Below are 20,341 nucleotides of genomic sequence, written 5' to 3' on the forward strand. Positions count from 1 at the left end.
GGAGACGCCATGGCCATGCGTCTGATCGCTGACTCCGGCTACCGGATGCTGCGCGGCAGCGCCCACTGGCAGGCGTGCGCGCTGCACGACACGGCGCGCGTCGACGACCTGGTGATGCTCGCGCCGGCGCCGGCGCCGGTGGAGAACGGCGGCCCGGCTGGCGGTTTTGCCGGCGGTTACGCGGGGATGGCTTTCGACCGGCGCTGCCGGCTGTTCCACCCCAGGCCCGAGGACGGGAGCGTCGACTACGTGCTGTGGGGCCAGACCAGCGCGCTCGGGGTGCACGACAACAAACTACATCCGTTCGTGATCACCGCTGCCGGCACCGAGGTCGACGGCAGCGTCACCGGCGAGTTGCCGAAGCGCCCGCTGGCGCTGGCCGGCGACGCCGCCGATTATCTGTACCTGGCCGACCCGGACAGCCAGGCGGTCTGGCTGATCGACACCTGGCAGCAGGAAGTCGCCCGCCGGATCGACTTCGCGCAGCCGCCGCTCGACCTCGCGGCCTGCGGTGGCGAAGTCTTCGTGCTGCTCGCTGACGGCAGCACCTGGCAGATCTCGGCGTGCGCGGCGCCTGAACGCAGCGTCTGGCCGCTGCTCGCCGGAGCGCAGCGCCTGAGCGTCTCGGCAGCCGCGCGCGGTGGCCGGCTGGCCTGGGTGCTGAGCAATGCCGGCCAGTTCGACGCGACGCTGCACGCGCTGCACCTCGGCAAGTCGATCGCCGTGCCGTTCTGCACCGACATCGTCAGCGAGGCGGAAGACACCGAATTCGGGACGCTGATGGTCGTCGCCCAGCGCCCCGGCGAAAACTTCCTGCGCCTGCGTCTGCTGGCCAATCAGCCGACCATGCTGCCACCGCTGATGGCGCCGCAGTACGACGGCCGCGGCATCGCCCTGGCGCCGGACTGCCGGATCGCCTACTGGACGGCGCAAGGACTGCGGCACGCGGCACCGGCACGAGCGCAGTATCGGCAGCACGGGACGCTGTTCTCTTTCGCGCTCGACGCCGAGCACGACCAGACGCAGTGGGGCCGCCTGGTCGTCGAAGCGTGCATCCCGGCCGGCACCGCGATCCGTTTCCGGGCCTTCACCCGCGACGAGCTCGAATTCGACGATCCGATCGACGGCATCGGCCTGGCCGGCGAGACGCCGGTGCTCTCTCAGCACACCTGGGATCATTACGCAGGAGAATCGCAGACGCTGTTCCGCGATCCCTCGCAACGACCCTTGCGGCCAGCGCCAGCCGACGGTTTCGCGCTCTACGATGCGCCGCTGATCGTCGCGCCGGGGCGCTACCTGTGGCTGGTCTTCGAATTCAGCGGCACGCGCAGCAAGAGCCCGCGCCTGCGCAGTGCGCGTGTCGAGTATCCGGGCCACGACCTGCTGAAGAAACTGCCGCGAACGCTGTGGCGTGAAGCGGCGTCGCGCGACTTCCTGTTCCGCTACCTGATGGCGCCGGCGGCGATGCTCGACGAGTGGCAGGCGGTGGCCAGCGAACGCCAGCGCCTGCTCGACGCCCGCATTGCGCCCGAAGCGGCGCTGCCGTGGCTGGCCTCGTTCCTCGGCCTGGTCATCGATCCGTGCTGGTCGCCGGCGGTGCAACGGCAGATGATTCTCGAAGCGGCGACACTGTTCCGCACGCGTGGCACGCTGGCCAGTCTCAAGCGGATGGTCGAGATCCTGAGCGGCGCCGAAGTGGTGATCATCGAGCACTTCCGTCTGCGCGGCGGCGGAGTCGTTGGCAATCCGCAGGTGAATGCCTCGCAGGCGGTGCTCGGCGTCGGCTACCGGGTCGGTGGCGCGATTGGGGGCGCGCTTGGTGGAGCCCTCGGCGAGCCGCGCCGGCAGGCGCTGGCCACCGAGCAGCCGGTGGCGTCGGCGGCGGTCGACGATGTGCAGAATTTCGACGATTTCGCGCATCGTTTCACGGTCAGCGTCGTCGCTGCACTCGACGCCCGGCAGCTCGACTGCGTGCGGCGCCTGATCGAAATCCACAAACCGGCGCACACCGACTTCACGCTATGTACCGCCAGCAGCGGCATCCGCGCCGGTCTTGGCGCGCATCTCGGCATCTCGTCGGTGATTGGCAAGTCGGCGGGTTTTGAACAGGGGCTGATGGGCGACGCGGTGCTCGGCGCCGGCTACCTGCTCGGTCGCCCCGAAATCGACCGGGAGGCGAAATGAGCCTGGCCATCGACCGCCTGCGAGCGCGTTTCAATAGCCGCCTGCCCTTGCCGGCGGCGCTCCGCGACGAGTGGCTTGCCGTCCTCGCCGACGCCGACGGCGATGCGGTCAGCGCCGGGCTGGTCGCTAGCGGCGAATGGCTGTTCATCGCGCACCTGCCGCTGGCGATGCGCTGGTCGGTCGACGCCGACGCGCCGACCGTCGGCGAGCAATGGCAGGTGCAGCTGCGCCAGGCCATCGAACAAGCGCTGGCGGACGATGACGATACGCAGGTCATACGCTATCGCGGCCGCGCCGAGGCGCTGGCCGACCTGCTCTATCGCAGCGCTCTCGGCGAGCGCCGCCGGCAGTGGGCGTGGCAGCGCATGCACCTGCTCGAAGACGTCGGGGTCAGCGGCGCGCAGGCGCTTGCCGCCGGGATCGCCATCCTGGTCGGCGAGCCGCAGCAGGTCTGGCCGGTGCTGCACCGCCTGCTGAGCGCCGAGCGCGAAACGGCGGCGCTGAGTGCGCTCCTGCGGGCCTTGCCGGCGAGCGCGTGGGCAAGCCTCTTTGCCGCCAGTCCGCGCACGGCGGCGTACGCCAGTGCCGAGCACAGCGTCGAACGCGGCGCGGCGACGGCGACCGCGACCGCTGCGTGGTCGGCAGCAGCATTCGATAGCGGCCTCCGATCACTGCTGCGGGCATCTGCGGAAGCGCGCGACCTGCTGCGCTGGGCGGCGGCGCGCGGGCATTTCGCCGCCCGTCACCTCGATCCGCTGAGCGTAATGCTCGCCGCCCTCGTCTGGTCAGCGGCGGCGACGCCGACGGCTACCGTTCGCGGGCGCCTGTTCGCGGCGCGTGCCGAACTGCTGGCGGCGATCGCCATCGGCGACGTGGCCGGCACGCACCGCCTGGCGCGGAGTGCCGCGCAGCCGGCCGGCGAGCCTGTCCGCGCCGGCGAGGAAGGCCCCGCGCCGGCTGGACCGCTGGCCGCGATCGCCGAGCCCGAGGCCGTGCCGGCACTGCCCGAGTCGCCCGGGGCGATCGACTGGCACGGCACCGACTGGGGCGGCGCGCTGTTCTGGCTGGCGCGCTTGGCCGCCGATGGCGCTCTCGAATGGCTGGCGGAGCAGCCCGCCTTACCCGGTGACGCGCTGCCCTTGTTGCTGCGTGCTGCCGCCGACGGGCTTGGGGTTCCCACTGATGATCCGGCGCGAGCGGCTTTCTGCGGTGGCCAGCTACCGCCAGGCGACACGCCGCCGGCGCTCGACGAGTACGCGGCGATGCTGCTCGCCGGCTGGTCGGCGTGGCTGGACGAGCAGGCGCCCGAGCTGGCGCCGCCACGCTTGCAGTCGGTCTGCCGGCGGCGCGGCCGGATTCGTTTCGAGCCCGGCTGGATCGAGCTGCTGCTGCCGCTCGATGCGGTCGATACCAGCATCCGCCGCTTGGGGCTCGACCTCGACCCCGGCTGGCTGCCCTGGCTGGCTTGCGTGCTGAGGATTCGCTATGAGTGAGCAAGGCGACCCGCACTCGCCGGCGCTGCCGACCCGGCAGGCGCTGGTCAGCGAGATTCGCGAGCACAGCCGCCGCGAACTCGCGGCGGTCGGTCTGCGGCTGGCGCGCAGCCTGGCGCGGCGCTTCGTCGGCAACGATCAGGGCGGCCACGGCGGCGAGCGCGGTGCTGCCGCGCTACCGGGGCTGGACGAGGCGCCCGCGCGCGACGCGCTGCTGCCGGCGCTGGCTTTCGCCGAGCGCTTTGCGCGCGAGCTGCCGCCGGCTGTTCAGCCACCACTGGCGGCGCACCCGCTGTTGCGCCTCGAGGCGCTGGCGCGCGTCCGGCACAGCGCGCCGCTGCTCAAGGACCTGCTGCTGCTGGCCTGCCTGCCGGTCGCCCACGAGGGTTTTGCAACGCTCTGCCGCCTGCTGCATCCGCAGGGCTTGGCGCAGCCTACCGGCGCGCTGACGGTGCACTGGCTGGAGTCCGAGCGTGCTGGCGATCGTCTGCTCGCGCCTTTCGCGGTGCGCGACGCCGTCGAGGATCTGCTGCACTACTCGCCGCTGGCGGCGATGCGTCTGCTGCGCCTGGCCGGCGACGGTCCCTGGCACGGGCGCAGCCTGCACGCTGCGCCGGGGGTCTGGGAGGCGCTGATGGCGCGGCCGCCGCAACTCGACAACGGTGAGCTGCTGAGCGGCTACGTGCAGGTGCCCGGACTCGACGACTGGCTGGCGCTGCCGGATGTGCTGCAGGCGGTTGCGGCGCTGCGTGCCGGTCTGCCGTGCCAGGTGATGCTGGTCGGCGGCGACGCGGCGATGCGCGTGACCCGCGTGCGGGCGCTGCTCGGGGCCGCCGGGGTGGTCGCCATCCGCACGCGCATCGACGGTGGCGAGAGCCTGGCCCGCGGCGGCGACTGGATCGACGGCCATACCGCGGCGTTCATGCACCAGGCCTGCCTGTGGCTGGAGGCGCGCAGCGACCAGGCGCCTGCTGACCAGGCCAGCGAGTTGGCCAGCGAGGTGGCCAGCAATTCGACCAGCGCCGGACTCGGCGCGGTGCTGGCCGCTCTTCCCGAACTGCCGGTGATCACCAGCGCCCATTCCGACCGCCAGGCGCCGCTGCTCGGGCTGGCGCTGATCCGCTTGCCGGTGCTGGCGCTGGCGCCGGTCGCCCGGCGTAGCCTGTGGCAGTCCTTGCTGCCGCAATTCGGCGAACACGCCGGAATCCTCGCCGCGCGCTATCCGATCGACCCCGACGACGCGCGCGACGTGGTCCGCGACCTCGGCCTGCGCCACAAACTGTCGCAGCAGCCGCTGGCGCTCGAACAGGTCGGCGAATGCATCCGCGCGCGCACCACCTGGAGCAGCCGGCCGGGAATTCAGCGCGTCCTGCCGCGCGCCGACTGGTCGGCGCTGCTGCTGCCCGATCCGGCGCGCCGGCAATTGCAGCGCGCGGTGCGGCGCGTCCTGCAGCAGATCACGGTCCTCGACGACTGGGGATTCGCGCAGGGGCGCGGCGAGCGGCGCGGCGTGCGCCTGCTTTTCTTCGGTACGCCGGGAACCGGCAAGTCACTCGCTGCCGAGGTCGTCGCGCGCGCCCTGGGAGTCGATCTGCTGGTGGTCGACCTGGCCAGCCTGGTTTCGAAATGGATCGGCGAGACCGAGAAGAACCTGGCTGCCGTTTTCGACATCGCCGAACGCTCGCGCGCCTTGCTGCTCTTCGACGAGGCCGACGCGCTGTTCGCCCGCCGCACCGAAACGCAGGACGCGCACGATCGCTACGCCAACCTGGAGACCGCCTATCTGTTGCAGCGGCTCGAGCGCTACGAGGGCGTCGCGGTGTTGACCACCAACCTGCGCTCCAACCTCGACAACGCCTTTGCCCGCCGCTTCGAGTTCATCGTCGAGTTTCCCGAGCCCGACGCGGCCACCCGCGAAGCGCTGTGGCGGCTGCATCTGCCGGCCGGCGCGCCGCTGGCCGACGACGTCAGCCTGCAGGAGCTCGCCGCCTGGTACGCGCTGTCCGGCGCGCAGATCAAGAATGCGGCGCTGGCGGCGGCTTTCCTGGCCGCCGCCGCCGGTCGGCAAATCCACCAGCACCATTTCCTGCTCGCCGTCGAGAACGAATTCGACAAGGCCGGGCGCGCCCACCCGGGCTTTCCGCAGCACACCGTCTGGCCGACGGCCGACGCCGAAGACGCCGACGACCTTGCACCGATCACCCCGAACGCACGCTGACAGGAGGAATTTCCATGGCCACCTTGACCCAATACTGGAACGACGAAGTGAGCCGCCTGGCGACCGCGCTGAGTGCCGAGCAGCTGGCCGGGGCGACGCTGCGTAACAGCCTGGGCGCCGCGCAGACCGTTCAGCGCGCCGCTGCCGACGCGGTGCGCAGCCAGGGCGATACCCTCGCCGCGGCGCGCAAGGCGCTGGCGGCGATCGCCATGCCGGCCGACGGCGACCCGCTGCTGGCGCAAATGGAACAGGCGCTGGCGGACCTGGCCGCAGCCCGCGTCGCGCAGGCCAATGCCGAACTCGCGGTGCAGGGCTGGCGCGCCGACCTCGCCCGCCAGCAGCAGCTGGCCGCCGCGCTCGCCGAGCAACTGGTGGCCGCGCAGCGCGCGCAAGCGACGGCGACGCAGAGTGCGGCGGCACGGTCGGCGATCGCCGACGCGCTGACCACCGGCGAGCTGGCCGGACTGGCCAGCGACGCGGCCGCGGCGCTGGCCGCCGACGCCGCCGATGCGCGCGCTCGGGTCGAGGGCGAGTTCCCGTCCAGCGGCACCGCGGCCAAGGACCTGCTCAAGCGGGTGCGCGCGCGGCGGGCGATCGTCGAGGCGTCGGCGAGCTCCGCCGCCAGTGTCGAGGAGGCCGCTTTCACTGCCAGTCACGATCCCCTGGCGCAGGCGCAGCGCGCTTTCGACGACGCGCTGCAGGCGGTGCAGGCGCTGCATCAGGCAGCGCCGGCGCTGGCCGCCGATACGGCGACGCTGCACCGGCTGGCGGCGCTGCCGGCGGCGGTGCCATCGACCAGCTTCCCGATCCTGACGCCGTGGCAGCAGGCCCGCCTGCACGACGCGAGCAAGAAGTCGGCGCGCGAAACGGCGCTCGCCAAGCTCAAGGATGTCGATGACGCGGCGCAGGCCGTCCGCCCGGCGCAGGCCGCCTACGACCAGGCGCTGCACGCCGCGATGCAGGCCGAGCCCGACGCGACGCAGGCGCAGCTCGACGCGACGACGATCAGCGCCGAGCGCACCGCGCTCGACGGCAAGCTGGCCGACCTGGCGACCGCGCGGGCGGCGCTCGACGCCGCCGCGCAGGCGACGCTGCAGGCTTGGTTCGCCGCCGTTCCCGATACCCTCTGGGAAGCGCTGGAGAGCCTCGACAATGCGCTGGCGCGGCTGAGCCTGCTGCAGGGGCCGCCGACTGCCGCCGCCTTGCTGGGCGCGCTGGACGCCGCCGAGGCGACGCTGGTCGGCGCGCTGGCTGCGGCCCGGCTGGCGCAGCGCCAGGCGAGTGGCGGCAGTGCCGCGAACGCCCGCGCCAGCGCCGCCCGGCTCGCTGAAAGCGAAACCCGGCGGCAGCGCGCGCGGGCCTTCGCCCGCAGCAGCGAGTCGTTCTGAGCACCGAGACACGGAGACCGCCATGAATGCAAACGACACCCCCGGCCTGGGCTGCAGCGGCGTGCCGGTGATCGACCGCTGCGCAGCGAGCCTGCCGGACAACCCGCAGTGCGCGCCGAACTATCATTTCGGGATGCTGCTGGGGGTCGCCGATTTCCGCGCCGAGCAGGGCTTCCACGTCGGCCGCTTGCGTCGTCACCAGCGTCTGTTGCACGGCAGCGGGGTGGTCGCCGGTTTTCCGGTGCATTTCGATGTGGACGATTTCGAGCTGCACGTCGGCGCCGGTTACGCGATCGACGCGCTCGGCCGCGACCTGCTGCTCGACAGCGAACAATGTGTCAGTCTGCCCAGGTGGTGGGAAAAACACGCCGGCGACGAAGCGTTCGACGACATTGCTGCGGCCGAGGACGCCACTTTCGACCTCGACCTCGTCGTCTGCTACGCCAGCTGCCTCGACCAGCCGGTGCCGGCGATTGCCGAGCCCTGCGCCGGCGATGCCGCCGACATTGCCTACGCCAGGGTCTGCGAGACCGTTCAGCTGTTGCTGCGCCGCCATCTCGAACCACCGCCGGCGGTGCCCGCGCCGCCGGCGCCGTATTACCTCCTGCAGCGCTGGCTGGGGCTGGCGCCCGCGGCGTTCGATGCCGAAGGGCAGCCGCTGCCTGAGGAGCAGTGGCTGAGTGACCGTCTGGCAGAGCTGCCGGCCTTGCCGGCGCCCGCACAGGGCGCGGCGCGCGCCGCCTTGCTCGGCGAGATCAGCGCGCGGGCGGTCGCCGCCACCTCACCGTTCGCGCCCGCGCACCTGCCCGACGAGTCGGATCTCTGCCTGTCCATCGCGCGGCTGCGCGAGGTGCATATCTGGCAGGACGCGGTCGGCTGGCACGCGACGATCGGCAGCGTCGAACTCGGCGCGCGCCGCTCCTTGCTGCCGGGCAGCCTGCTGCAGACGCTGCTGCTTGCCGAACCACCGCCAGCGGCGGCGGTCGCCGGTGCGGTGGTGGTGGCCTCCGGTGCGACGCTGGCCGGCAACGACCTGACGCTGGTGTTCAGCCAGAAACTGGCGGCAGCGAGCGTCCAGCCGGGAGCCTTCGCGGTCAGCGAGTTCGTCGACGGCAGCGGCTGGCAGACCTTCGCGCCGGCGCCGCCGGCGTACGACGAAAGCGACCCGGCGCGGCCGACGGTGACGCTGACGCTGGACCGCGCGCCGGTCGGCTCGCGGCTGCGGATCAGTGTCGTCGGCGACGGCAGCACGCCGCTGCTCGGCGCCAATCTGATACCTGCCGGCGCGCCGCATCCGGACAGCGACGGGCGCACTCTCACCACCACCATTATCGGGGGCTAGTCATGGGCATAAACGAAATCACCGGCGAAACCGTCGAGATCAACGCCAAGGACGGCGTCGCTTTCATCGAGCAGGCCAGCCCGCTGACCCGCCTGCACTACTTCGACGGCCAGTTCCTGCGCGCCGACGCTTTCGCGCTCGAACAGGACTACCATCGCACGCGTACCCGGCTGGCCAACCTGGCCGGCGGCTGGGGGGTGGTGCATGGCCTGGGGATTGCCATCAGCGGCGCGCAACTGCGCGTCGGTGCCGGCCTGGGCGTCACCGCGGCGGGGAATTTTGTCCTCGCCAGCGGCGAGATGCAGGCGGCGATCGCCGACCTGCTGGCGACCGCGACGCCGGCGCCGGCCAGCGGCAACGCCGATTTCGGCGACTGTCTGGAAAACGCCAAAGGCGGCGTCAAGGGAAGCGCCGCGCTGGCGATTTACGAGGTCACCGTCGGCCCGGTCGAAGGGCAGTGCGGCAACGAACCGGTATTCGGCAAGCTCTGCGAGAGCGCCTGCGTCAGCGACTCGCGGCACCCCTGGTGGCGCGAGGGCGTCGTCCTGCGGCTGCGTCCGATCAGCCTCAAACTGCCTCCTGGCAGCGCTTTCCCCACGTCGTCGGTACACCTGCGCAACCGGGTTGCCTCGGGCTACTTTGCCGCCGAGCCCTGGCTGACGCCGAGCGCGGTCAGCGCGCTCGGTCTGGCCAACGAACTGTGGTGCGAGCCAGCCGGCCTCTACGGGCGCGACGAACTGGTGCTCGGCCTGCTGGTGCGTGAAGCCGGTGTCAACCGCGTGCTCGACGCCTGGAGCGGTCGCCGCGAGCGGATGGATACGCAGGCCCGCGGCTACTGGCAAGGGCGCATGCAGATGCGGCCATGGAACGTCTTCGTGGCGCAGATCCTGCAGTTCCAGTGCCAGCTGAGCGGCGTTTTCGACGCCGGCAGCGGCGTCATCAAGCCGGCCGACGATTGCGCGGAATTGCGCCAACTGCTCGACAAGACCCGCCAGGAACTGGAAGCACTGCAGAAAAAGTACAGCGAGAGTGCCGAGAAGATCATCGGTTCGTTTGGCGAAAAGCCGAACAAGAAAGCGGCGCAGGAGGCCGCGGGCGAAGCCAAGATCGCCTACGCCGAACTGTACGAGCTGAGCAACAAGCTGGCCGCCGCGAATCTCGGGCAGGGCGTCCTGCCGGCGCAGCGGATGCTGATCAACGCCGGTTTCATCGAGCTGCCGCCGGCCGGCTATCTGCCGGTGTCGGCCGGCAAGGTGGCGATCGAGGAACAGCTGTCACGGATGTTCGGCGAAGGCGTCGCCTTGCACTACCACGCGGTGCGCGCCGACGAGATCGCCCACTTGCTGGCCGAGGCGCAGCACCTGCAGCGCATTTCGCTGACCCGCGGCATCGTCCAGTCGGGCGAGCCTGAAGACGTCGAGATCTTCGTTCCCGACGGTCAGGTGGTCGACCTGCAGGCGCAGGCCGTCGGCACCTGGTGGCAGGTCGACATGCGTCTGATGGCGCTGTTCGTCTTCGATTTCGGCAGCAGTGAACAGGCCGGCGAGGCCGCCGCAGTGGCCAGCGGCGGCGCAAACCTCGAACTGCTGCGCGGCGCCGAGCGAGCGGCAGGCGCGGAGGGCGAGCCGCAATACACCACCGGCAACCGCGTCAACAGCCGCTTGGGTTCATTGACCCTCGCTGGTCTGGCGCGCACGGAAAGCCGAGCGAACGGCAGCTACGGCCTGACGCTGCTCACCGCCAGCGACCCGCAACAAGCGGGCGAACTCGAGCAGATCGGTCGGGAGAAGGTCGGTGGCGCGTCTGCGGCTGGCTTCAGCCTCTACGTTGCCGGCGACGTCGGCGGTGACCCCTTCGATCTCGAGATCGGCGACGCCATCGACGTCAAGGCGGAACTGCGCGTGCTGTCCGCTGGCCGGGGAACGGCCACGGTCATCGCCGGCGAACTGACCCTCCTGGCACGCAAGCCACAGGGCGCTTATACCGAATTGCTGGTGCAGGTCGAGCTGACGCTCAGCGACCGCAGTCCTTCCAGCGGCGAGGGCTCCGCGCCGCAAACCGCGCGCAGCTCGCTGAGCTTCACGATGCTGCGCCAGGGCAACGCTGCCGCGGCGGGCAGCTTCATCGTCGACGATCGCTATCACGATCCGAAAAATTCGCCGGTGTTCATCGATTGGGATGAGACGCCGCGACGCGCCAGGCTGTCGGTGAACGCCGCCAGCGAAGCGCAACAGGTGGTGCTGCAGAAGATGGTACGGGCGATGATGATCAACACCAACACCGGTATCGCCAGCGGCACGGCGCTGTCGAAGCGCGAGCAACTGCTGGTGATGAACGCCCTGGCGACGATGCCGGCGGCGTCGAGCACGCTCGGCGTGGCGGCGATGAACACGCTGGTGGCAATCGCCGACGCCACCGACGATGCCGCTTTCCTGGCGCGTGCGCGCCGGCGCCTGTTCCCGACGCTGGGCATCGCGCCGGCGCAGCAGGTGCAGGCGACGCAGGACTGGGTGATGTTCCGCCGGGCACGCACGCATCTCTGCCCGCCGGTGTGCGCCCCGGTCGTTCTGCCGGCGATCGAGGCTTTCCAGGTCTGGCACCTGCGCGTCGACGACGCCCAGCAGCTCGCCGTGCTGCACGCGGCCCTCGACAAGCGCGACCTCAAGACGCTCGGCGGATTCAAGTTCCAGCGCGTCGGCATCCTGCGCTTCCGCGACGCGAGCACCTTTGCCGAAGAATCGGCCGATCGCGTGCTGGCCATGTGGCAGCTCGCGCAGCCGGCGCCACAGGTGGTCCTCGGTCGCGTCTGGGAGACCGCGCCAGCGACCGGACAGGGCTGGGAGAACCATTTCCGCCTGCGCAACATGCTCGAACAGATCGCCAGCATCAGCACGCCGCCAGCGCGCGGACAGGGCGCTCTGGCGGCGATCCCGGAACCGCCGGCGCCGCTGGCCGATGGCGCCCTCGACGGCGGCATGCTGGTGGTCAGCATGCCGGTCGCCAGCGCCGAAACGCGCAGCGCCCTGCTGATCCAGGGTGGCCGGGACGGTGACTTCCACTACCCGCAAAAGGACTCGCCGCGCGCACCGCTGCAGTATCTCGCCAACCAGCCACAAGGCACGGCACTAGTGGATTTCATCGCCTTGCTGACGCCCACCCAGCCGGTCTTCGGTCTCACTCTGGCGACCACCAAGGCGGCCCCCGACGCTGGCGCCGCGGACCGTCTGAAGGCGGTGGTCGAGGCGCTGATGGCGGCCGGGAAGGCGTCGACCGACCTGCAGCAGGTGATCGAGCAAATCAACCAGACCGACCGGCAGCAGCTGGTTGATATTGGACTCGTTCCCGACGACTTCGACGAAGTCATCTTCTTCGAATGACCGCCGTCCGATGAGGAGCTGACCCCATGCCTGCCGCCGTACCCCCCGCTGCCGAGCACAAGAAGCCGGCGACGCCGCCGGCCTCGGTTGGCAACAAGCCCGGTGCTGCGGCCAGCAAGCCGGACGCGTCGCCGGGCAGGCAGGCGGCTGCCGGCGGCCCGGCGCAGGCCGGCAAGAACCTGGGCGGCCCGGCCCCGGCCGGGAAGAATCAGGCCGGCGCGCCGCAGGCGGGGGCGAAAAGCGGTGCGCCGGCGACCGGGGGCGGCGCTGGCGTCGCGCCGGCAAACGGCAGCCAGCAGCGTTTCGACCGGATGGCGGTGCGCGCCAAGCTGGCGGTCAGCGAGCCTGGCGACGCGGTCGAGCGCGAGGCCGACGCGATCGCCAGCAGGGTGATGCGGATGCCCGAACCGGCGGCTGCGCCAGCCACTGCAGCCGCTGGTCCAGCCAGCCCGGCGGCAAGACCCGAGCAGCTCAAGCGCTTGCTGCAGCCCAACGAGAAGAAGCCGGCCGTCGGCGGTGGCAGCGCGTCGCCAGCCAAGGCCGCTCCGCCGCAGGTTCCGACGCCGACTCCGCCGGCGGCTGCTCAGGGGACCGGCGCGCAGGCGGCTCCGACGCAAAAGGCGGGGCAGGCCCCGGCGCCGGCGCCTACCTCGGCTCAGGTGCCGGCAGGTCCGGCCGCCCCGGCGCAAGGGCCCGCACCCGGACGCGAAGATCTCACCGTCAAGCGACGGGCCGATGCTGCCGCGTCGCCGGCAGCAGGCGAGCGCCAGCCGGCCGCCGGCAACGCTCCGGGTACGCAGTCCGAATTGCTGTCGGGTCTCGGCGCTGGCGTACCGCTCGACGTCGACAGCCGGGCCTTTTTCGAGCAGCGTCTCGGCCGCGACCTCGGCGACGTCCGCATCCATGCTGACGACAGCGCCGCCGAAGCGGCCCGGCAGTTGCACGCCCGGGCCTTCACCTGGGGCAACCACATCGCCTTCGCCGGCGGCGAGTACCAGCCGGCCACCAGCAGCGGGCGGGCGTTGCTGGCGCACGAACTGGCGCACGTCGTGCAGAACGACAGCATGACGGTCAGCAACGTCGTGCGGCGCAAGGCCGACAATCCCAAGTTCAAGGATGGCAACGACATCAGCAGCGACGCGATCGACCCGGCCAAGGACAAGAAGGCGCGGCCGGCGCTCGAAACGCTCAAGCTGCCGGCGATCAAGGCACGGCACGCCGACGTCTACCAGAAACGCGCCGGCAAGTCGCTGCGGCGGCCGAAGGGTTACGACCGCAAGACGCCGCCGTTCCAGACCGAGCAGGTCAAGAAGTGGAAAGAGGCCATCGATCTGGCGGCGTTCTACGCCGCGATCGGCTTCGAGGCGGGCGGCGGTCGCCAGACGCTGACCTTCTACGGCGGCAAGCAGCAAAGCATCGCCGGCACCGAAGGCGAGATCCTCGAACAGCTCAAGGTTCCGAAATGGACTCCGGATGGCAGCTGGCTGAACTCGCCGCTGCAGGTCGACCATGTCGTCGAGGTCCAGTTGGGCGGCGAGGACGCTTTCGAGAACTACGAGCTGCTGACCGGCGCGCACAATACCAACGTCGGTTCGCAGCTGCGCTCGGTGATCTACGCCAACGTCAAGGTCTATCTGGGCGAAGTCGAGAAGAACACCGGCGACGCGCTGGTCAAGAAGTATCTCGACGACAACGACATCGAGTTCAGGAAGGTCGAGGCCGGCGGCGAGGGCAAGAACCTTGAAAAGACAGCCCAGTTCTGGAGCCGCAAGGAGATCGTCGGCGGCAAGCACCTGATCTGGCTGCAGGACGAGAAGCGCGCCAAAAAGGACGAAGGCACCGACAAGACGCGCTTCGCGCTGTATTCGCATACCGGCCAGGGTTTCATCGACGCCTTTCCGTTGAACAAGAAGAAGGTGACAGTGGTCGATAGCGGCCGGCTGGCCGGGATCAAGATCGAAAAGATCGAGATCACCGCCGACCTCGACCAGGAGAACAGCGGCAACATCGGTCAGCTTGTCGGCAAGTGGGAGCTTCCGAAGAACGTCGAGGTCAGCGCGGGCACCGGCTTCCAGAGCACGCTCAACGGTGTCAAGGGCAAGAAGTACGCCGGCGCGCTGAGCATGCCGCCGCCGCCCAAGGTCGACGTCAAGGGCGGCAGCCCGGTGACCTTTGGCGAGGTCGGCTTCGTGCGCGGCAAGCTGAGCGCCGACGGTACGCTGACCGCCAGCCATCCGCTGTTCGCCGGCGTCCAGATCCCGGTGCGCTGGCGCGGCGACGACTTCGCCTTCGAGCACACCTTCTCGGTCGATCAGCTGAAAGGCAAGCTGCCGGTTCCCGGGCTGACCATCGACGACGCCAGCCTGACGCTGTTCTTCGGCACCAGGGGTCTGGGTGCCGACGGCTCGATCAGCTTCACCATCGCCGGCCTGGGGGCGGGCATCCTGACCGTGACCGTCAAGCAGCAGGGCGCGCAGGGGCCGGAACTGAGCGCGACGGGGACGCTGACCGCCGATCGCAAGCTGTTCGACCTGGCGACCGTCGGCATCGGCTATTCGACCAGCAAGGGCTTCTTCGGCAGCGGCACGCTGGGGATCACCAATCCCGAAAAGATCAAGGGGATCAAGTCGGCCAGCCTGAAAGCGTCCTACGCCGAGTCGCTGTTCACCGCCACCGGCAGTGTCGATCCGGACATCCCCGGCCTCAAAAGCGCGGCGCTGAGCGTCACTTACGGCAAGGACACGCTGCAGATCACCGGCAAGCTGGGAATCGACGAGAAGGTTCCCGGCGTCGAAGCGGCCGAGATCACGGTCAGCGTCACGCAGGGCGACAAGGGCTGGAAGGTCGGCGCCAGCGGCGAGGTCACCCCGAAGTTGCCCGGACTCAGCGGCGCCAAGCTGCAGTTCAGTTACGACGACGGCTCGGTGCTCGTCGAAGGCGAGTTCGCGATCAAGAAAGGGCCGCTCGACGGCAAGGTCACCGCCGGGGTGACCAACGCCGAGGTCGACGACAAGGGCGTTCGCGGCGCCAAGGGCAGCGGCAGCAACTTCAAGGTCTTCGGCAGCGCCGACATCAAGGCCGAGTTCATCAAGGACAAGCTCGACGGCAAGCTCAAGCTGCGTCTGCTGCCCGATGGTTCAGTACGCGTCGGCGGTGGCCTGGCGGTCAAGGACTTCGAGGTCTTCGGGCGTTATCCCGCGGACGGCGGTGAATTCTTCAACAAGACCATCTCGACGCCGTCGATTCCACTGCCGGGGCTGGGGTTCTCGGTCGGCTCGATCGCCGTCGGGATCACCTTCTCGGCGTCGGTGACCGCCAAGGCGCACGCCAGCATTGGTCCCGGCAAGATCAGCGGCGTCACCCTGACGGTGACCGAGTTCGACCCGGCGACGGTTTCCTTCGACACCCTCGAAATCGGCGGCGGGGCGACCTTCAAGGTCTTCGGCGACGCCGGTTTCGGCGCCAGCGCGCAGGTCAATCTGGAATTCAGCGCGGCGGTGGCCAAGCTGGTCGGCAGCGTCGGCGTCGAAGCAACGGTCGGCATTCCACCCGAGAAACCCATCCTTTCGGCCGCCTCGACCTTCACCTACAGCCAGGCCAAGGGCCTGGATATCCTCAACACGCTCACCCTCGATATCAGTCCGGAGCTGAAGTTCAGGCTCTTCGGCGGCGTTTCGGCGCAGCTCAACCTGCTGGTCGATACGGTCACCGTGTGGAGCAAGGACTGGACGCTGGCCGAGGCCAACTACAAGCTGCCGGTGGCGATCAAGGCGACCGGCAGCCTGGGCTACAACTCGAAGACCGGCAAGATCAGGCCGGAAAAACCGGCCGACGCGATCGTCGTCGAGAAGCCCAAGCTCGACGAGAACGTGATGAAGGGCATCGTCCTCGGCGACTCGGCGCCACCGACCGTGAGCAGCGTCGACAAGGATGGCAAGGAGAGCGAGACGGCGCGGCCGACGGTCAATCCGAAGCGTGCCGATGGCGCCGGCGAGCAGCCGGCGACGCCGGTGGACGAGAACGTCGTCGCCCGGCTCGGGACCGGCGCGCCGCTCGATCCGGCAACCCGCGGCTACTTCGAGCAACGTCTCAAGGTCGACCTGACGCAGGTGCGGGTGCACACCGGGCCGGACGCCGTCAGAGAGGCCGAGCGCTTGTCGGCCAAGGCGTTCACCGTCGGCGAGCACATCGCTTTCGCGCAGGACGAGTACCAGCCCGGCACGCCCGAAGGCCAGCAGCTGATCGCCCATGAACTGGCGCACGTGGCGCAGCAACAGGGCGGCAGCGGGCCGGTCGTCCTGCGCTGGCCGGCGGTGACGCGAACCGACGCCCAGACCTCCGAGACGCCGGCGAGCATCCGGGCGATGACCCTGTCGGGCTTTTCGCTGCTCACCGAGACGCAACTCGACTGGGCGACCAGCCCCGCCTTGCAGGCCGATGCCGCCGCGCTGGCGTCGTTCAGGGAGATCGATCGCTTTACCGAGCGTCCCAACGTGGCGAGCGGTGCCGGCGGTCTGAAAGTCGGCGAGGTGATCGCCAAGGGTATTCCGGGGATCTATGCGCCACTCGAGAAGTATGCCGAAGGTGCGGCCACGCGCAACACCGCCTGGTTGCGCTCGACCGGCAAGATCGACGAAGCGGAAAGCTGGGGGCGTGACCTGACGACGCTCGAGGCCGCCTGGCCAGCCGCCAACCTGTCGCTGGTCATGCGTGCTCCGTCGGACCCGGCGGCGGCGAAAGCGCCGTTCGAAAAACTGGTCGATCCGGCCAAACCCGAGCTGGCCAATTTCATCAACTACCTGACCACCTGCAAGCCGGTGTTGTCGGCCAGCGATGGCAGCGAAGTCGATTCCTTCAAGGACCTGCGCGACGAAGGCGTCCTGCCGGCCAGCTACCACGGCCGGATCAACTTCGCCAGAACCTATCACCACTTCACGAGGAAAACCCTGGACGGGCTGGTCGCCAACGAAGCCTTCCCGCAATGGAAGCAGCAATCGTTCTGGTTCGAGCGGCCGCTGACGGTAGTCCTCTACCCGGCCATCGACGACAACGGCGCATTCCATCGCAACGCCGGGCTCGAAGCGATGGTCACCAGTAGCGACATCCTGAGCATCGTCATCGAAGGGCACGCGAGTGTCGGCGATTACCAGTCGCAGCTGGCGCCGGTTGCCGCGCGCTATGGGATCAACGGCGAGATCCAGCAGGCGCTGGTCGGCGGTCACGGCAACTCGACGGTGCTCAACCTGGCCGGCAGCGCCAATGCCGCGGTGACTGCCGACGCACTCGGTACCAGCGGCGGCAGCGGTGCCAACACCACCGGCCTGATGACCGAGTTGACGCGGCTGATGAGCGGCAGTCCCGCACAGCGCCGAATCGTGCTCGACGCGTGTCTGACCGACTCGCATCACGTCAACTCGGCGCTGCGCGCGTCGCCAGCCGACGCCGCCGCCGACATCCAGGCGGCAATCGTCGCCAACCCCAGCCTGCGCGACGTGGTGGCCAGTATCGCCGGTGCCGGCTCGACGGTACTGGGCGCCAACGCCTCCTTCGCCCCGTCGCGAACCACCTTCCTGCCAGCCGGAGCGACCGACATTGGCCTGAGTGTTCCCGGCGACCCCGATCTGGTTGCCGGCAAGCTGGCTTACGTCGAATTCGGCACCGAACCCACCGGTTGCCTGCGTGCCGTGCTCGAATGCTGGGCGACCGACCAGGCCGCCGGTACCAGCGTCTGCCGCGATGCCATGCGGCGGCGGATCGCCGGCGGGCGGTCAGCGCACGTGCCCGCAGCCGCCACCAGCACGTGGCGCGAAAGCGTCATCCAGCCGCTTTACGATCTGGTGGCCAACCATTACTGGGCCAACGGCGATGCGATTCGCCGGATTGGCGAACTCGCCGACAATGTCTTCGTGCTGTACATGGTCGACCACACCACGCCAGCCCGGATCAACAACGCTCTGGCCGTCCTGTCGGGAAACGTGGCGCACGTCAATCAACTGATGAGCCGGGTCACCGCCGCTCCGACGAGCACTTCCAGCATGCGCGTGGCGATCACGCTCGAGCAGGCATGGATGCAGTACAACAACGCGCGCCGCGGGCAGTTCATGACCGAACTCGACCGTTTCGGCAACTGCGCGCTTGCCGCACAGTACGTCGACATGAATCTCGTGATGCCGCATGTGCCGGACCTGCTGCTGCTGCCGCCGGCTGGCGCGCAGCTCAAGCTGGCGCTGCTGGCTGCCGTTCATGCGCCGGTGGCAACCCCGCCGCCGTCGCCACTGCCGGCCCATATCGCTTTCCTGCATGCCCTGCTCGGCGCCGGGCCGACCTTCCCGGCGGCGGCAGGCGTGGACGCCCCCCTCCGTTCCTTCGCCAGCGAGGAAGACATCCTGGCCAAGATCGGGCGACCGGTTGCTGGAGCCCCCGACCCGACCCGCGCGCCCAATGCCAACATCAACCTCGGCCGCGCCGACGTGCCGGATCGCAACGATTTCGCCGTTACGCCATTGCGCCGGAACGGGGTGGTGGCGACGCTGCGCGACGACCTGATGGTCCGCAGCACGCCGACCACCGCCACGCGTGCCAACATCTTCAACCACTTGCCCACCGGTAGCAGCGTCCTGGTGATCGGCGAATTCCGTGACTGGTACGTCATCGAGCAGGCCGCTGCGACCGGTTTCGTGGCCAAGCGATTCATCACGCTCGTCTAGTCTCGCTGGCCGCGGACCCGGTGAACGGTTGCGTGGCGCAGCGGCAGGCAGGTGCGCTTGCAACAGCGCTGACGACAGCGGTGGGTTCAGCGGGCTCGACCGAACCAACCCGCGCGGCGCTGTTCCATACTTCTTCAGCCTGGCCCACAAGGACACCGCCCGCATGCTCAACATGAACTTCGCGCAAGCCGCGCGCGTCGACACCGCCAGCGCGCTCTGGCAGCCGAGTCCGATGCCTGGCGTGTGGCGCAAACCGCTGGCCCGCGAGGACGCCGAACGCGGGCACGCGACCAGTGTCGTGCGCTACGACGCCGGCGCCCGCTTCGCCCACCATCTGCACCCCGGTGGCGAAGAAATCCTGGTGCTCGAAGGCTTTTTCTCCGACGAAAGCGGCGATTTCGGACCCGGCAGCTATCTTCGCAATCCCCCCGGCAGTGGCCATGCACCGTTCAGCGAAGGCGGCTGCGTGCTGTTCGTGAAGTTGCACCAGTTCGCGCCCGGCGATACCGCCAGCGTGCACATCGACACCGCCAGCGCGGATTGGCTGCCCGGTCAGGGTGGATTGCAGGTGATGCCGCTGCATGCGTACGAGGGCGAGCAGGTGGCGCTCGTCAAATGGCCAGCAGGCGAACGCTTCGTGCCGCATCGGCATTGGGGCGGCGAGGAAATCCTGGTGCTCAGCGGCGAATTCATCGACGAACACGGTCGCTACCCGGTCGGCAGCTGGTTACGCAGCCCGCATCTCAGTGCGCACTACCCATACACCGAAGTTGAAACGGTGATCTGGGTGAAGACCGGGCATCTGCCGGTGGTGTCAGTGGGGCGCTGACGGGCGCCGAATAGGCCAGGGCGCCTGCCGCCCAGCGCCGGCAGCCGGTCCACTGGCAGGTCCTCGCGCAGGCAGCGTGGCAATTCTCGGAGCGGGCGAGTGCGCCGCGCGCAGCGAGCTCACCTCGGACTCCTTGACCGACCCCTGCGTGCGCACTCATTGGCCGGCGCGCCGCCTCAACTCATTGATCAGCCAGGCGTCACGCGGCGCCAGGATTTCGCGCTGCTGCATGTTCCGGGCAATCCGCAATGCCTTCTGCACGAACGTCTCGTCGCCGCTCACTTCGCTCAGTTTCACGTAGCTGACGATCAGGTCGCGCTGCCACTCGGCGTTGGCGGGATCGCGCCGGGCAAGCGCTTCGGTGATGGCGAGGCCCTGGCGATAGGCGGCGAGCGCCGCGGGTCCGACTCCCTGGGCGAGCAGCACGTTGCCGATCTTGTTGTGGCTGACCGACAGGTCGCGCTGCCACTGGGTGTTGGCGGGATCGCGCCGGGTCAGCGCTTCGGCGATGGCGAGGCCCTGGCGATAGGCGGCGAGCGCGGCGGGTCCGTCACCCTGGGCGAGCAGCACGTCGCCGATCCTCTCGTGGCTGACCGAGAGGTCGCGCTGCCACTCGGCGTTGGCGGGATCGCGCCGGGTCAGCGTTTCACGGATGGCGAGGCCCTGGCGATAGGCGGCGAGCGCCGCGGGTCCGTCACCCTGGGCGGCCAGCATGTCGCCGATCTTGATGTGGCTGACCGAGAGGTCGCGCTGCCACTGGGTATTGGCCGGATCGCGCCGGGTCAGCGCTTCGGCGATGGCGA

At 69.7% G+C, this 20,341-nt stretch carries 9 protein-coding genes; 8 read left to right on the plus strand and 1 reads right to left on the minus strand.

All coding sequences use genetic code 11. The annotated features are described in order from the left end of the window. The first annotated feature begins 9 nt into the window (after positions 1-9). The 8 genes from Q1L50_RS04195 (at position 10) to Q1L50_RS04230 (ending at position 19,538) form a co-directional block, all read left to right on the plus strand. Entirely contained in the window at positions 10-2,184 is a 2,175-nt protein-coding gene (locus Q1L50_RS04195; RefSeq protein ID WP_300336138.1) for a phage tail protein, read from the plus strand. Then, positions 2,181-3,677, plus strand: coding sequence for a hypothetical protein (locus Q1L50_RS04200; RefSeq protein WP_300336139.1), 1,497 nt, complete (start codon positions 2,181-2,183; stop codon positions 3,675-3,677). Before Q1L50_RS04195 ends, Q1L50_RS04200 begins: the two co-directional genes overlap by 4 nt. Further along, positions 3,670-5,895: an ATP-binding protein gene (locus Q1L50_RS04205; protein ID WP_300336140.1), complete on the plus strand. Its 2,226-nt coding sequence runs from the start codon at positions 3,670-3,672 to the stop codon at positions 5,893-5,895. The genes Q1L50_RS04200 and Q1L50_RS04205 overlap by 8 nt, the downstream gene beginning before the upstream one ends. Before the next feature lie 14 nt (positions 5,896-5,909). Beyond that, positions 5,910-7,283: a hypothetical protein gene (locus Q1L50_RS04210; protein ID WP_300336141.1), complete on the plus strand. Its 1,374-nt coding sequence runs from the start codon at positions 5,910-5,912 to the stop codon at positions 7,281-7,283. Positions 7,284-7,305: 22 nt separating this feature from the next. After that, entirely contained in the window at positions 7,306-8,625 is a 1,320-nt protein-coding gene (locus Q1L50_RS04215; RefSeq protein WP_300336142.1) for a hypothetical protein, read from the plus strand. 2 nt (positions 8,626-8,627) lie between these two features. Then, on the plus strand, positions 8,628-12,002 hold the full coding sequence (locus tag Q1L50_RS04220; RefSeq protein WP_300336143.1) for a hypothetical protein: 3,375 nt from the start codon (positions 8,628-8,630) through the stop codon (positions 12,000-12,002). 26 nt (positions 12,003-12,028) lie between these two features. Then, a complete protein-coding gene (locus Q1L50_RS04225) occupies positions 12,029-18,709 on the plus strand; it encodes a DUF4157 domain-containing protein (protein ID WP_300336145.1) in 6,681 nt (2,226 codons plus the stop codon). A 163-nt stretch (positions 18,710-18,872) separates the two neighbouring features. Then, positions 18,873-19,538 (plus strand): cupin domain-containing protein, encoded by a 666-nt coding sequence (locus Q1L50_RS04230; RefSeq protein ID WP_300336146.1) that lies wholly within the window; start codon positions 18,873-18,875, stop codon positions 19,536-19,538. Between the two features lie 156 nt (positions 19,539-19,694). Here the strand turns inward: Q1L50_RS04230 and Q1L50_RS04235 are convergent. Continuing rightward, positions 19,695-20,341: tetratricopeptide repeat protein (locus tag Q1L50_RS04235; RefSeq protein WP_366145211.1), on the minus strand; the 647-nt coding region annotated here is incomplete at its 5' end.

The sequence above is a fragment of the Accumulibacter sp. genome, assembly GCF_029255145.1.
GTDB lineage: Bacteria > Pseudomonadota > Gammaproteobacteria > Burkholderiales > Rhodocyclaceae > Accumulibacter.